Annotated in this window: 10 protein-coding genes; 4 read left to right on the top strand and 6 right to left on the bottom strand. The window is 42.4% G+C overall.

What is annotated here, in order from left to right; genetic code table 11:
• Nucleotides 1-48: 48 nt before the first annotated feature.
• From recB to tehB, 3 genes are all read right to left on the bottom strand, one after another.
• Entirely contained in the window at nucleotides 49-3861 is a 3813-nt protein-coding gene (gene recB, locus WMO13_RS02435) for an exodeoxyribonuclease V subunit beta (RefSeq protein ID WP_026878607.1), read from the bottom strand.
• A 326-nt stretch (nucleotides 3862-4187) separates the two neighbouring features.
• Complete coding sequence (locus tag WMO13_RS02430) at nucleotides 4188-4739, bottom strand: Smr/MutS family protein (RefSeq protein WP_026878608.1); 552 nt, start codon at nucleotides 4737-4739, stop codon at nucleotides 4188-4190.
• 41 nt (nucleotides 4740-4780) lie between these two features.
• Complete coding sequence (tehB, locus tag WMO13_RS02425) at nucleotides 4781-5407, bottom strand: tellurite resistance methyltransferase TehB (protein WP_026878609.1); 627 nt, start codon at nucleotides 5405-5407, stop codon at nucleotides 4781-4783.
• Between the two features lie 460 nt (nucleotides 5408-5867).
• On the opposite strand from tehB, the gene WMO13_RS02420 reads away from it, so the two are divergent.
• Together WMO13_RS02420 and WMO13_RS02415 are read left to right on the top strand one after the other, a co-directional pair.
• A complete protein-coding gene (locus WMO13_RS02420; RefSeq protein ID WP_051396147.1) occupies nucleotides 5868-6872 on the top strand; it encodes an NAD(P)-dependent oxidoreductase in 1005 nt (334 codons plus the stop codon).
• A 163-nt stretch (nucleotides 6873-7035) separates the two neighbouring features.
• Nucleotides 7036-7293: a hypothetical protein gene (locus WMO13_RS02415; protein ID WP_026878611.1), complete on the top strand. Its 258-nt coding sequence runs from the start codon at nucleotides 7036-7038 to the stop codon at nucleotides 7291-7293.
• Between the two features lie 333 nt (nucleotides 7294-7626).
• On the opposite strand, the gene rlmB is transcribed toward WMO13_RS02415, so the two are convergent.
• Nucleotides 7627-8376: a 23S rRNA (guanosine(2251)-2'-O)-methyltransferase RlmB gene (gene rlmB / locus WMO13_RS02410; protein WP_026878612.1), complete on the bottom strand. Its 750-nt coding sequence runs from the start codon at nucleotides 8374-8376 to the stop codon at nucleotides 7627-7629.
• A 388-nt stretch (nucleotides 8377-8764) separates the two neighbouring features.
• Here rlmB and WMO13_RS02405 point away from each other — a divergent pair, with 388 nt between their 5' ends.
• Together WMO13_RS02405 and WMO13_RS02400 are read left to right on the top strand one after the other, a co-directional pair.
• Complete coding sequence (locus WMO13_RS02405; RefSeq protein WP_026878613.1) at nucleotides 8765-10093, top strand: cytochrome ubiquinol oxidase subunit I; 1329 nt, start codon at nucleotides 8765-8767, stop codon at nucleotides 10091-10093.
• 3 nt (nucleotides 10094-10096) lie between these two features.
• The gene (locus WMO13_RS02400; protein ID WP_026878614.1) at nucleotides 10097-11107 is read left to right on the top strand and encodes a cytochrome d ubiquinol oxidase subunit II; all 1011 of its coding nucleotides are present in this window, start codon (nucleotides 10097-10099) and stop codon (nucleotides 11105-11107) included.
• Between the two features lie 1149 nt (nucleotides 11108-12256).
• Here the strand turns inward: WMO13_RS02400 and fbaA are convergent.
• Together fbaA and WMO13_RS02390 are read right to left on the bottom strand one after the other, a co-directional pair.
• Nucleotides 12257-13342, bottom strand: a complete 1086-nt coding sequence (gene fbaA, locus WMO13_RS02395) for a class II fructose-bisphosphate aldolase (protein ID WP_026879425.1) — start codon at nucleotides 13340-13342, stop codon at nucleotides 12257-12259.
• A 336-nt stretch (nucleotides 13343-13678) separates the two neighbouring features.
• A complete protein-coding gene (locus tag WMO13_RS02390; protein WP_034856103.1) occupies nucleotides 13679-14878 on the bottom strand; it encodes an aminotransferase class I/II-fold pyridoxal phosphate-dependent enzyme in 1200 nt (399 codons plus the stop codon).
• Nucleotides 14879-14953 lie beyond the last annotated feature (75 nt).

The raw sequence follows: 14953 nt of genomic DNA, 5'->3' as shown, positions 1-14953 counted from the left end.
GCTTCACCACCAATGCAATATCGATGCTTCTCAATATCGACTTAATATCTACGCCACTTCCTCTGACGCCGCTTCACCAAATAGTGCTAAAAGCTCTGCAATCACACTATAATCGGGTTTTACATAGTAGATCCCGGTTGTGTCACCGGCTTCCATTCCCCGTAGATAAAAGTAGAATACGCCACCAAAATCACGCTCATAATCAAAATCAGGCTGTTGATTTTGCAGAAATTTCACCATTGCCACCGTATAGATCAGATATTGCAGATCATAATGGGCGTGTTTAATGGAATGTAACATCGCCGTTTCATCATATCCTGCCTTTGTCGGCGCTAAGGTATTACTCTTATAATCCGCCACATAGTAACGGCCATCTACCTCAAAAAAGAGATCGATAAACCCACGCAAGAAGCCCCGCATCTCCTCAAAAGAGAGGGATTCGGCCTCTGTTCTTGGGATATAACGATTTAAAATAGCATTGAGTTTTTGGGCGGTTAATAAGGTGCGAATAGGAAACATAAATTCAAGCTCTTTCACATTACGAGAACCTGATAAGATCTGCCGTAGATTGCTCTCGATTGGCAAACTTGCATCAAAAATATGTTGTAGCCAATGTTGTAATTCAACTACCAATCCCGGCAAACGCTCTTCCGGCACCAAATGGGCAAAATGACGCGTCACTTGTCGCTCTAATAGCTTTGGATTCTCTAACTCTTCCGGCGTAAATCGCTCTAAAAGAAGATGAATAAAGTTCCCTGTCACTGCTCCTTTAGGAAACAGGCTTTCAGCCATAGGTGTTTCGGCAATGGGACTTTCAGCAATAGCGGATAAATCTGTTAATGCTCCGTCACTCGTACCCCATTCTTCCTCTAACAACGTTAGCTCATCCGTTTCCGATTCAATCTCTTTCTCATCGGCTAACATCGGCGTAAAATGGTTCCACTTCAGTTGATAAGAGAGATTTGAGAAGCTCGTAAAGCGCCACAAGGGCCCCAATTTCCGGGTAAATTGTGCAGGGATTTGCGATTCAGGTTGTTCTTCAAGAGCACTATAATGAAGCGGCGCTTTAAGATCTTCGTAAGTGACCGGTAAATAGCTCAATGCCTCATTGAAATTGGCATAAAAATCTTGTGCATCGCCGGTAATATTCATCAGATAGGCTAATGGACTATTCTCTAGCGCTTTATCGGCTAATTGTTGGCTAAAGCCAATAAAGGTATGGAATTTTGCCCTTGTTAATGCCACGTAGAGTAGCCGTAGATCTTCTGCTAAGGCTTCTTGTTGGAAATATTGTAGCTCTTCCTCTTCTGCCGTTCCTTCAAAGATATAGCGCCGTTTTTGCGTTGGATCTTGAGCCTCTGAATTAACAATCACCCCTGATTTCTGCTCTCGAGATTTAAAACTGCCAAACGGTAAAAATACGATTGGAAACTCTAACCCTTTAGATTTATGAATCGTCATAATCTGAATCGTTTTAAAATCACTCTCTAAACGAAGCTCCGCCTCACTATTCGGGCTAATGCCATACATCTTTTCATAGAGCCACAATAATAGTGCCTCTTTACTGTTAAAGGACTCTTTCTGCAGTAATTCCCCAAGATGAAAGAGGTCGCTCGCTAAGCGCTCACCATTTTCCAAAGCTAATAAGCGCCCTAAACGATTATCCTTCACAATGAAACTACGCATCATCGCCAATACACCACTTCGACCCCATATCTCATTTAAGCGATTACGCTCCACAAGTAGCGCTTCAAATTGCGCTGAATCTCGCTTAATCTCCTCATATTCAGTCACTGAGAAACCATAGAGCACCGAGCCCAAGGATTGCAGTAATGCTCCTCGCTCGTGGCGGAAGACTAAGCTTCGTAAAAAGAGATAGAGATCGCCGACAATACTCTCTTCAGGATCAAAAACAGAGTTTCGCTCAGAGAGATAAACACTATTTAAGCCCGCTTTACGAAAAGCCCGCTGAATATAATCCGCCTCACGATTACTGCGCACTAGGATTGTAATATCTTCCGGCGCAACTGCTTTCTCTCCTTCGTTTGTGACTAATCGCCCCTCATTAAGCAGTTGTACTACCATTTTGGCGCACACTTCAGCAATACGGGTTTGGAATGTTCCTTGAGAGAGCTTCTCCTTTTTAGTCTTCTTATCTATTTTTAACTCAAATGCCGGCGCTTGATAATCAAGCAGTGTCATACCGGCAGGATCAAGCGTCACGCCAGTCAACATTGTCTGCTTCGCCTTTTCCGGCGTACCAATGGTAATAAAAGGAATCTGCTCATAGATAAAAGGCGGATTGATCTTCGCACGCCGGCCAAAGAGCTGATTCACCGCATCAACCTGCAAGGTTCCCGAGCGATAATTGGTGTTAAGCGTATAGATCTGATCCACATCCCCTTTAATGCTCAAATACGCATTAATATCCGCGCCCCGAAAGCCATAAATCGACTGTTTCGGATCACCAATCATTACAAAAGGGATCTCAGGATAATCGAAAAAGAGCCGACGAAAGGTATCGAGTTGCAGATGATCGGTATCCTGAAATTCATCAATTAAGACCACCCGATATCGCAGATGTAGTGATTCGATAAATTGTGTTGAGAGCGACTTCGTCTGCTCGTTAAGCTCCGTTAAGAGATCGCTAAAACCGAGCACCGATTCTGACCTTTTAAGCTGTTGAATAATACGAACAACCTTATAAGCGGCATAATGTAGTAACTTAGGTCGATCTTGATCAAGCTTAGCAAGATCCTCAAAGAGATCCCAATGCGCTGGCTTCATCCGCCGAAGATCGCCCTCCGGCTGCAGGCGACTCTCCATATATTTAAGGGTAAATTTCTCAAGACTACTAAATCCCCCTTGCGCATCGCTACGCGCCCAAGTCTGCATCTCCTCGTGATACTTAGTCACAAGATTCGTCTTGTAAGAGGCCTTTTTTAAGCCCACTTCATCAATCAGATTCCGAAAATCTGTTTCTGTAAAGGTTAAACAACGCGCCTTAATATCATCAATCAGCCCCAATTTTTCACTTAAAAGTTTTTTGAGTGATGTTGTTTCAAAATGATCATTCTCAATTAATGAGGGATCTTCAATTAAGGGCCGAATTAAGCCTAATAAATTGGTAGAACCGTAGATCGAACTATCAATCGGTACACCATAAAGATGTTGCACAACTTGTGATAATCGTAGATCAAGGGGATAACACTCTTCTCGCCAAAAATGGTAAACCGCTTCCCGATAGAGCGCAGAGAGATCTTGCGATAGCTCAAAATGGAATGATTGCCCAAGGTCAAGCGCATTCTCTTTCAGTAGGCGTTGTGAGAAAGCGTGGATTGTGAAGATAGAAGCCTGATCAATCGCCCCTTCAGCATCCGTTAAGAGCGCAATGGCCTCTCCAATGGCCTCGACTGGTGTCACCCCCATCTCTTCACGCATCGCAATAAATACTTCGATGAGAGGCTGTAACGCCGGATCAGGCAAAATATCGATAGGCTCTTTTTGCATTAAGATATCGGTATAGAGGAAAAAGCTCTCTTTTAACTCCACAATTTTGCTATAGATCCGCTCTTTCAACTCCGCCGTCGCCGCATTTGTAAAGGTAACGATCAATATCTCCGGCAACTTGCGTGCACTATTGAGCGCTTTTTCATTCTCATCTGTGGTAAAAAAATCGTTATCAGACGATATGCAAGCGGTTTGAGCACCTTGATTTAACCCCAATAATAGACGTAACACTAAGAGCGTAATCGTATACGTTTTCCCTGTTCCTGCAGACGCTTCAATCATCATATTGCCGGTAATCGGCACTGTTTGCGGATCTAAAACCTGATAAGCGTGCGTAGTATCGAACGACATAGATGAACGACCTCTTTTCTTGAAAGGCGCTTATTGAAGTAGCGCATTGATTGGGAAACGATATTTTATTATAGCAATAATCCGTATATTATTTATATTGATATTCAGATTGATATTATATGGACAATTTAGTTTAAGAAAAATGGTTTTTAAACAGCTATTGTGGGATTAAAAAAACATAAAACAAAACATAAAACCTGACTCACCAACACTTGCAAAATACCGGATAGAACAGCTTATTTACCTCGATCAACTGATGCGTCGGCATTTAAATTAGCCTTATTTAAGCTGCTTTTGAACCGATCTTACTCTAAATTAGTTACTCATTAATCAAATTTTCCAAAAGGATCTTGTGATTTAAGAACACAGAGCGTGACACCTCTTCCACCATATCGCTGCGGTGGATTGGCAAAAGCTAAAATATCCGCCTGTAACGGTAACCAACGTGCAATTAACCCGCGGATAATCGGGTCTCCCTGCGAAGAGTGCCCTTGTCCGTGGACAATCTTGATACAGAAAAGATTCTGTTTGAGCGCAAAATAGAGAAACTCCTGCAACGCATCTCGCGCTTGGCTTGCCGTTAATCCGTGTAGATCAATACTCGCTTCCGGCGAAAAATCCCCTTGCACCAATTTACGTAAAATCCTAGGCGATACTCCATCTCGGCGAAAACGCATCTCGGTCTCAATATCGGTCTCAATCCAAGTGGGGTCATCGCTCATCAGATCCTGCAGTATCATCTCTTCTCGCAAGGGTTTATGGATAATAATCGGGCGCTTAGGTCTTGGGTGTTGCACTTTTTCCCTAGGATTTGTTACCCGCTTTACCCGCCCAATTGTTGCCCGGAACAGGGCTTTATCCTCATCGCTAATCGCCATTCATATTCCCTTTTGAATTATTGCGCTATCCAATAGATCCTTTACGCTACTTTTTGTGCCAAAATAGTCGCAAATTGTAGTTTCATTCGGTTGCCATCAGCATCTAACCGATGAAGTTCTCCGACATTTTCATCATAATGCAACATCTTCCAATCTTGATAGAGCCCTGATAATTGTCCTTCAGCAAAGGTGCAAGGAAATCCATCAAAAGGGTACGCCGCTGTCGACATTGCCGACACAATGAGGTTATAACCGCCCACATTCGTCTGCGCTTGCATATTCTCAATAATCGCTTCAATACGATCTTGCTGCACAAACATTAAAACGACTGTAGAGATAATCAGATCATACCGCTCGCTAATGGCCGCTTGATTAATATCGTATGCCTGCGCTTGAATATTACGAAGCCCCTCTTTCGCGGCGATCTCAATTAAACCATCGATCGACATCTGATTAAGATCGACCGAAGTGAGCTCAAACCCACGCTCTGCAAGATAGAGGCTATTTCGCCCTTGTCCACAGCCTAGATCTAAGGTTTTACAAGGCGCAATCTGGTACTGCTCCACTAAACTCACAACATCGCTATGAGGCAGCGTTAAACCATATTGCTCGTGGTAATATTCTTTGGGCTTAGCGGTTGATTCTGTTGCTAATTTGTCGTTCGTCATTATGAGTGATCCTTCTGATCTACAATGCAATTTATAGTAAATTGGGTTTAAAAAAATAGTTTTAAGCAGCTAGTGTGGGATTTTAAAAGAATATAAAACCTGACTCACCCATACTTGCAAGATGCCGGATAGAACAGCTTCCTTGCCTCGATCAGCCGATGCGCCGGCATTGAAATAATGCCTATTTTGAGCCGATCTTACTTATAAGGCAATCTATCATTAATATTTATTGCGCAATATTGTAACACAATTCACTAAAGCTCAAGGCTCGCCCTTAAGCAAGCTTGATCGCTCTTCCTATCATAGAATCTCTAAACTCGCTCGCTGCTTATTCTGTTCTACTACTGATCCTCTACGACTCGTTCCCTAGGACTCTTCTTTATCATTGCAGCTTTAGATACACTAAAGGCATAATGACTACAAAGAACCCCAAAATTGAAGATCAGGCAAGGAACTACTGATGAAACAAGCCACTCACAATGCGTTAAATATTCTCTATCTTACCGAAAATGGCCGGGGATTTGATCGCTGGCAGGCGATGTTTGCGAAGCGCCATCTCAATAATAATCTCAATACCAATACCGAGATAACACTGAATTTAATTAATTATCAAGATATTACCGATATCGAGCAATTTGATTTTGCCGGCATTGATGTGGTGCTTGCTTGGAAACCGCCTCGGGGAATCTTTCCACGTCTAACCCATCTTAAACTCATTCAATCCTTAGGAATGGGCGTTGACCATCTCTTTGCGTGCCCTGATTTGCCGTCAGAAGTTCCTATTGCGCGCATTATCGATCAAGATATGATCACCCAAATGGAAGAGTATTGCTTATATGGCACACTCACTGCTTTCCGGCAATTTCAACGTTATCAAAAACAGCAACAAGAATCCTTTTGGCAACCGCTTCCCCGTCATCGTCATTCAGAGTTTCAAATTGGAATTTTAGGCTTAGGGGAACTGGGATTATCGGTCGCTAAAAGACTCTATCAAAATGGTTTCACAGCGCTAAGAGGCTGGGCGAGAAGTGAAAAATCGATCGATTTTCTCAAGAGCTTCGCCGGCGAATCCACACTAGATCAGTTCGCCTCCGAACTTGACCTTCTGATCTGCCTATTGCCCTTAACGCCGGAAACGCGAGGGATTTTAAATGGATCACTCTTTGCCCAACTCAAACAAGGGGCTTATCTCATTAATCCTGCGCGCGGGGATCATCTTATTGAAACCGATCTCCTCTCAGCCATCGATCAGGGGCAACTCTCCGGCGCGCTTCTTGATGTCTTCTCTACAGAACCCTTGCCGGAAAATCATCCTTTTTGGCATTCTTCCGAGCTGATTATTACGCCCCACGTTGCTGCCTCAACTAACCCTGATACCGCGACAACGCAAGTATTAGAGAATATTACCAGAGTGATCGCCGGCGAATTACCTCACAATATTATCAATCCACAACGAGGTTATTAACTGCCTCTTAACTACCGGTTGACCATTTTCGGGAATAGATGCACTACGGATTCGCTATATTAGCTCTTGATAATTTATGATATATTTAGACAATCAATGTGTGAAACACTTCTTTTTGAAGTCTTTCCACTAAAATAATTCACTCGCTAAAAGGTTCTGTACGATGTTAGCCCTCAATAAATTTATGTTTTACGCTGGAATGATTATCTCACTGATCGGAACATTGATCGGGATTCCGGTATTAATCTTTGGTTCACAAAAAATCGGCATCTATCTTGTGACGATCTGTGTTCCTTTCGGCTTTCTGCTCTGGTTTACCGGTTTTGTGGCTTATACCTTTTTACGCCCTAACGATATGCGTCGCAAAGATGATCAAGCCCACAGCGAAGCAGAACAGTATCAACGTCGCGTGCCGGATTAATGACGAAAGTTGTCTCAAGATAATTATAGTAAATTGGGTTTAAGAAAAATGGTTTTTTAACCGCTACTGCGGGATTTTAAAAGAACATAAAACTTGACTTACCAACACTTGCAAGATGCCGGATAGCACAGCTTCCTTGTTTTTTACAGTCGATGCGCCGGCATTTGAATTAACTTATATTGAACCGATCTGACTATATCTCGAGAATTAGCCTCAAAAGATATATCTCAAAAAAAGCAAAAGGATAGATTCATTAAAAATTTATCCTTTTTTAGCGCTGCTTATGGTGACACGATGAGTCGCTTGATTCCTTGAGCGAATAGCAGATTTGGGCTATTTCCCAAAATGACGTTGACGATAAGCTTCGGCTAATGTGACGCCCGTTGCCACTGAAACATTAAGACTTTCGATCTCTCCTTCCATCGGGATCTTCACGATAAAATCACAATTCTTCTCAGTTAAACGACGCATTCCTGATCCTTCTGAGCCCATTACAATCGCTAATGGTCCTCGAAAATCTGCAGTGAAAATGGTCGTATCCCCTCCGCCGGCAAGCCCTGAAACCCAAATACCACGCGCTTTGATCTTCTCTAACATTCGAGAAAGATTCGTCACTTCAATAAAAGGGACTCGCTCAGAGCTACCACTCGATACTTTACGCACAATCGGCGTTAAAGAACAGGCATTATCTTTCGGCACAATCACCGCATCTACACCAAAGGCTTCGGCACTGCGTAGACAAGCCCCCACATTATGGGGATCTTGGACTTCATCTAAGATCAAGAGAAAAGGATGCTCCCCTGCTTGATCAATCTCATCGAGCAGTTTATAGAGGAATTCTTCTCCCTCCGGCGCACGGACTTCAATCAGCGCAAGCACGCCTTGATGGCGGCTATCAGGCATCTGTTGGTCAAGTGTCGCACTATCAACACGTTCTACTTTAATATGGAATTGTTCTGCTAAAAGATAAAATTCCTGCATTCGCTTATCTTTACGGCTTGGATCAAGCATCACTCGAATCACTCGATCTTCTCTAATTGCCGCTTCTACTGCGTGAAATCCATAAATCCACTCTTGTGCCATAATAACTGCTCATCCCTTTTTCGCCCGCCGGCGATGATCTACTGATAATGATGAATAAATAATGAAAAATAAAGAAGCGTTAATCATACACCGATTGTCAGATTATTTCTAACTCATACAATGAAACCCTTTGAACGCTAATTCTAACACTCAAATGATCCGATTTTTCACCCTATTTTCATCTTATTTTCATATTGTTCTCAATCAATTTTGATCTTCCAAAATATTGGAAATGTCTCTTTAAAATACTCATAAAATCGAATTGTAGAACAGCCATTTACCTTTTTGTAAATTTAAAACAATTTATATTTTTCTATATTTAGATTTATCAATAAAATGCTCTATAATAGCTCTACTTATTATTTTGTAATTTCCAAGAGGGCTTTATATGGAACTCGATCCTATAGTACTCGCGCGAATACAGTTCGCCATTAACATTACGTTTCACATTATCTTTCCTAGTATCAACATTGCACTTGCCTGGATATTGCTCTTCTTTAAACTGCGTTATGAGAAGACCAATAATCAGCAATGGCTCAATGCTTACAACTTCTGGGTTAAAATCTTTGCTCTAAGCTTTGCCATCGGCGTTGTTACCGGGGTCACTATGAGCTTCCAATTTGGTACTAACTGGCCTGGATTTATGGAACACGTGGGCAATATCGCAGGTCCATTATTAGGCTATGAAGTACTCACTGCATTCTTCCTAGAAGCAACATTCCTTGGGGTGATGCTCTTTGGGCAGAAACGTGTATCTCCTTTTATTCACAATCTTGCGACTTTCTTAGTGGCGGTGGGGACTACGCTTTCTGCTTTCTGGATTATTGCACTCAACTCTTGGATGCAAACTCCCGCAGGCTATGAGATGATCGATGGTGTTGCACACGTGACGAGCTGGTGGGATGCGATCTTTACCCCTTCTCTCTTAACTCGCCTTGCCCATATGTTACTCGCTTCAGGCTTAACCGCTGCATTCTTAGTGGCAGGGATTTCTGCCTATAAGATTATGAAAGGCGACCCTTCAGAAGCAAGTCGTAAAGCGCTGAATGTGGGTGTGATTGTGGCCGCTATCTTAATCCCTATTCAAATCTTTATTGGCGACCAATCAGGGCTTTTAGTCTTAAAACATCAGCCCGATAAATTAGCCGCGATTGAAGCCATTTGGGATACCGAAGCGCCTGTTGCCTTTAATGTGATCGCCTTCCCGAATGAAGAGACTCGCAGTAATGACTTTGCCCTGTCTATCCCCCATTTAGGAAGCTTAATTCTCACCCATAGTTGGGATGGGGAAGTTCGTGGATTGAATGAGTTTAAAGAGCATCCGCCGGTTGCGATTGTCTTCTGGAGCTTTAGAATCATGGTGGGTATTGGTTTATTAATGCTCCTCACCTCTTGGATCGGTGCTGTGCAGCTCATGCGCCGGAAAGAGATTGGTCGGAAGATGATTCGTGTCTTCTTTATGATGACCTTCTCAGGTTGGGTTGCGGTTATCTTTGGCTGGTACACTACTGAAATTGGGCGTCAACCTTGGATCGTTTACGACCTCATTAAGACAGCAGATGCGGTTGCACCCCATGGCGTTTCAGTCATGATTCCCTCGTTACTGATCTATTCTTTAATTTATCTATTTGTCCTCGTCAGCTACTTATCAGTCCTCTTCTACATGATTAATAAGACTGTTAAGCGCAATATTGCTGCAGAACAACAAGGAGCGTAAATCATGGATGCTGCTACAATTTTACCCGTAATATTTGCCGGCCTGATGGCGGCAGCTGTTTTCTTCTATATTATCTTCGATGGTTACGATCTCGGCGTTGGGATTCTCTTCCCGTTTATGAGTAAGCGAGAAGATCGAGATCAAATGGTCGCAACGGTTGATCCTTTCTGGGATGCTAATGAGACTTGGATTGTGTTAGGAATTGGTGTCATCTTCATCGCTTTCCCAAAAGCGTATGGTGATATTCTTGTGACCCTCTATATCCCTACAGTCTTAATGCTTGGTGGACTGATTATTCGAGGCGCGGCTTTTGACTTCCGTAATACCGCGCAAGAGCATCGTAAAATCCTTTGGGATCGTCTCTTCTGCTTCGGTTCTTACCTTGCCACAATGTCTCAAGGAGTCATGATTGGGATTTATGCTACTGGCCTTGAACATACTGTTGCTAACTGGATCTTCGCACTCTGCGTGGGCGTTGCTGTCTGCTTTGGTTATGCGTTATTAGGCTCAGCATGGCTTATTTTTAAGGCAGAAGGGCATATTCGTCTTTTTGCGGCAAAAGCTATTCGTCACTCCATCTTCCTCGCATTCTTGGCAATTATCCTCGTTTCTGTCGGTATGCCGTATACAAGCCCGATTGTTTATGAGAAATGGTTCTCTTATCCGCACCTACTCTATCTCATGCCCATCCCTGCGGCTTGTGTGATCTTTGCTTTCATCATCTTTATGGTGACGAAGTTTATCGAATCAGATACGACTTACAAGTATGACTGGGTTCCTTACCTCTTCTCAGTCTTGATTGTCCTCTGTACCTTCATCGGCTTTGGTTATAGTATTTTCCCTGATATTATTCTTGGAAAACTCACTATTTGGGAGGCAAGTTCAGCCCCTAAATCGTTAGAATTTACCCTTTGGGGAGTTGCGATTGTGTTACCGCTAATTTTGATCTATACATTCTATGTTCATAAGATCTTTAGTGGTAAAATCAGACCACATGATCATGATGGTTATTAATCACTTAGTAGATCATTAGTATCAATAAATTATTCACTAGAGAGAGGGTTACCATCGGTAGCCCTTTTTTGTGAATCTCTATTTATTAAAAATAAGAATAGTCATCGCATCGCCGGGGCGAATAATCCTGTTCTTCCAATAATCTCTCGCCGGCAGTTGAGGCATCTATCAATCCTCCGATATTCCAGTCGATCGAAAAGCTTTAGGCTTCTCTTCTGCGGGCGCTCGCTCTGTCTGGATTTGCAACCATTCCCTCCCGCCGTGAGTAAGCCTCTATTTAAATAACTTCGAAGATTGATCCCATCGCCGGGGAGAATGATCCCGTTCTTCCAATAATCTCTCGCCGGCAGTTGAGGCATCTATCAATCCTCCGATATTCCAGTCGATCGAAAAGCTTTAGGCTTCTCTTCTGCGGGCGCTCAATTGATCTGGTATCACATTCTTTCTATCCCGCACTACATCAGCTTCTATTTAAATCAATTAGAAGATTAATCCCATCGCCGGGGCGAATGACCCCGTTCTTCCAATAATCCCGCGCCGGCAGTTGAGGTATCTATCAATCCTCCGATATTCCAGTCGATCGAAAAGCTTTAGGCTTCTCTTCTGCGGGCGCTCAATTGATCTGGTATCACATTTTTTCTATCCCGCACTACATCAGCTTCTATTTAAATCAATTAGAAGATTAATCCCGTCGCCGGGGCGAATGACCCCGTTCTTCCAATAATCCCGCGCCGGCAGTTGAGGTATCTATCAATCCTCCGATATTCCAGTCGATCGAAAAGCTTTAGGCTTCTCTTCTGCGGGCGCTCGCTCTGTCTGGATTTGCAATCATTCCCTCCCGCCGTGAGTAAGCTTCTATTTATAGTAAATTTGGTTTAAGAAAAATGATTTTAAACAACACTTGCAAGATGCCGGATAGAACAGCTTTCGCACTTCTTACAACTGATGCGCCGGCATTTTAATAAGCTTATTTTGAACCGATTTCACTATAAATAACTCAGAAGATTGATCCCATCATCGGCAGTTGGAGCTTTTTTACACTTAAATCTAAGGCATTAAAAATGCCCAAGCATTTAAAATACTTGGGCTTTCTCATTGATCATTGACCGCTAACAATGGTTATATCATCCATTAATATGAACTAATGAATTAGTTACGGTTCATACCGTTCAAATCTTCATACGCTACTAACACGCGTTTAACAAGGCTCTCTTGACCTTTACGAAGCCAAGCACGAGGATCGTAGTAAGCTTTGTTTGGACCAAACGGATCTTTTGGATTACCCAGTTGAGATTGAAGATAACCTTCATTCTCTTTATAGTAGTTCAATACACCTTCCCAAGTTGCCCATTGTGTATCCGTATCGATATTCATTTTGATCACGCCGTAGCTAATTGCTTCACGAATATCTTTAAGGTCTGAACCTGAACCGCCATGGAATACGAAGTTCAATGGTTTTTCACCTAAATTGAATTTCTCCGCTACATATTTTTGTGAATTATCAAGAATGATAGGTTTTAATTCCACATTCCCTGGTTTATAAACACCATGCACGTTACCGAACGAAGCCGCAATAGTGAATCGTGGGCTCACTTTGCTCAATTCTTCATAAGCATAAGCAACATCTTCAGGTTGAGTGTAGAGAAGCGCATTATCTACTGATGAATTATCAACGCCATCTTCTTCACCCCCGGTGATGCCTAACTCGATTTCAAGTGTCATCCCCATTTTCGCAAGGCGCTCAAGATATTTTGCACAAGTTGCGATATTATCTTCTAAAGTATCTTCGGAAAGATCAATCATATGAGATGAAAAGAGCGGTTTACCAGTTTCTGCGTAGAATTTTTCACCCGCATCTAATAAACCATCAATCCAAGGAAGTAATTTACGTGCAGCATGGTCTGTATGTAAAATCACAGGAACACCATAAGCTTCCGCCATAGCATGTACATGCTTAGCACCGGCAACAGCCCCTAGTACTGCCGCACCTTGGCCATTGTAGTCTGCTAACTTTAAACCTTTACCGGCATAGAACTGCGCACCACCGTTTGAAAACTGGATAATCACAGGTGATTTTGCTTTTGCAGCGGCTTCTAATACCCCGTTAATTGATTCAGTATTGACAACATTAATCGCTGGGATCGCAAAGTTATTCTCTTTTGCAATCGCGAACACTTTTTGTACATCATCTCCAGAGAGAACACCTGGTTTTACTACATCAAGTACTTTAGTCATACTACAACACTCCTACATAAATTGAAAAACAGTTCTATTTTAACCGATATAAACGCCGATATCTACCGTCTTTTTGCCCCATTTCTCGACGATTCGCCAGATCTTGTAACAAAAAAACTACAAGCCATTGTCTATATGGAAAAGTTTCTCTATTCGTCAGGTTTTAAATAAATTAAAGCAAATTAAAAGCCATCTATCATCTTGATTAAATGGCTTTTAATTATAACATACTACAGCTTTAACCTATTGATTTACCGCAATTTCAATCAACCTAATGCCGTTATTTCTGCTATTTTCTTACGCTTAATTTGATAAGCCTTAGGGTAAAAATCACCGCTAGAGTAATCCATCTTTCACAAATAATGCTCTTAGGTTCTCAATCGCTTTCTCCGTCCGCTTTGAATCCACAATCAATCCAAAACGCACATAACCTTCACCGCCCTCACCAAAGCCGATACCAGGCGATACAGCGACAGAAGCCTCTTTAATAAGTTTCTCAGCAAATTTCATCGAACCTAATGATTGATATGCTTCGGGAATTTTTGCCCATAAGAACATCGATGCTTTTGGCTTTTTCACATCCCACCCAATCGATGCTAAGCCTTCACAGAGCTGATCACGACGGGTTTGATAACGTAGGCGAATCTCTTCAACACAATCTTGTGGCCCTGTCAAAGCAACGGAAGCGGCATATTGAATTGGTGCAAATGAGCCATAATCCAGATAGGATTTCATCTTCGTAAGCGCCGCAATTAATGTTGCATTTCCCACCATAAAACCAACGCGCCAGCCGGCCATATTGTAGCTTTTAGAGAGTGTATAAGCTTCAACAGCAATCTCTTTAGCCCCTTTCACTTCTAAAATGGAGGGTGCGCGATAACCATCAAAAGAGAGATCAGCATACGCTAAATCATGCACAATCCAAATATTATGCTTTTTCGCAAGTGCAACAATACGCTCAAAAAAGGCGATATCCACACATTCAGAAGTAGGGTTTGAAGGATAATTGAGAATCATCATCTTCGGTTTAACCGGCGAGTTTTCAATCGCGGCTTGTAGATTTGCTTCAAAATCATCTTCAGGACCTGCTGGCACCTGAATCACTGTCGCACCGGCAATAATCGGTCCGTAAGTATGAATGGGGTACGCAGGATCTGGTACAAGTACAACATCCCCTTTATCAAGCACTGCTAACGTTAAATCCGCTAATCCCTCTTTAGAACCAATGGTATAAATCGCTTCTGTCTCAGGGTCAAGTGTCACAGCAAATTTCCGCTGATACCAATCACAGATCGCTTTGCGCACTGGTACAATCCCTTTTGAGGCTGAATAACGGTGATTCTCTCCGGCTTGGGCGGCATCCACTAAGGCTTTGACAATATGTTGCGGTGTTGGCTGGTCTGGGTTACCCATACCAAAATCAATGACATCTTGACCATTGGCGGCGGCCTCTGCTTTTAACTGATCAATCACGCTAAAAACATAAGGGGGCAGCAAATCAAGACGTTTGAAGTCTGTGGATGGTTGTTGTGACATGAAGTTCCTCTTTGTGAATACTTTCTTGTAAATTATCTATTAATAAATCTATTCAATAATAAAAAAATAGGACAG

The organism is Ignatzschineria larvae DSM 13226 (assembly GCF_038500265.1).
In the GTDB taxonomy this organism is placed as follows: Bacteria; Pseudomonadota; Gammaproteobacteria; order Cardiobacteriales; family Wohlfahrtiimonadaceae; genus Ignatzschineria; species Ignatzschineria larvae.
The sequence above is the reverse complement of the archived record's forward strand: the minus strand, read 5'-3'. Positions and strand labels throughout refer to the sequence as shown.

Excerpts from the sequence above, each read along its gene's own strand:
- WMO13_RS02390 (WP_034856103.1), bottom strand. The coding sequence starts at position 14,878 with ATGTCACAACAACCATCCACAGACTTCAAACGTCTTGATTTGCTGCCC.
- rlmB (WP_026878612.1), bottom strand. The coding sequence starts at position 8,376 with ATGGCACAAGAGTGGATTTATGGATTTCACGCAGTAGAAGCGGCAATT.
- tehB (WP_026878609.1), bottom strand. The coding sequence starts at position 5,407 with ATGACGAACGACAAATTAGCAACAGAATCAACCGCTAAGCCCAAAGAA.
- WMO13_RS02430 (WP_026878608.1), bottom strand. The coding sequence starts at position 4,739 with ATGGCGATTAGCGATGAGGATAAAGCCCTGTTCCGGGCAACAATTGGG.
- WMO13_RS02415 (WP_026878611.1), top strand. The coding sequence starts at position 7,036 with ATGTTAGCCCTCAATAAATTTATGTTTTACGCTGGAATGATTATCTCA.
- WMO13_RS02420 (WP_051396147.1), top strand. The coding sequence starts at position 5,868 with ATGAAACAAGCCACTCACAATGCGTTAAATATTCTCTATCTTACCGAA.
- fbaA (WP_026879425.1), bottom strand. The coding sequence starts at position 13,342 with ATGACTAAAGTACTTGATGTAGTAAAACCAGGTGTTCTCTCTGGAGAT.
- WMO13_RS02400 (WP_026878614.1), top strand. The coding sequence starts at position 10,097 with ATGGATGCTGCTACAATTTTACCCGTAATATTTGCCGGCCTGATGGCG.
- WMO13_RS02405 (WP_026878613.1), top strand. The coding sequence starts at position 8,765 with ATGGAACTCGATCCTATAGTACTCGCGCGAATACAGTTCGCCATTAAC.
- recB (WP_026878607.1), bottom strand. The coding sequence starts at position 3,861 with ATGTCGTTCGATACTACGCACGCTTATCAGGTTTTAGATCCGCAAACA.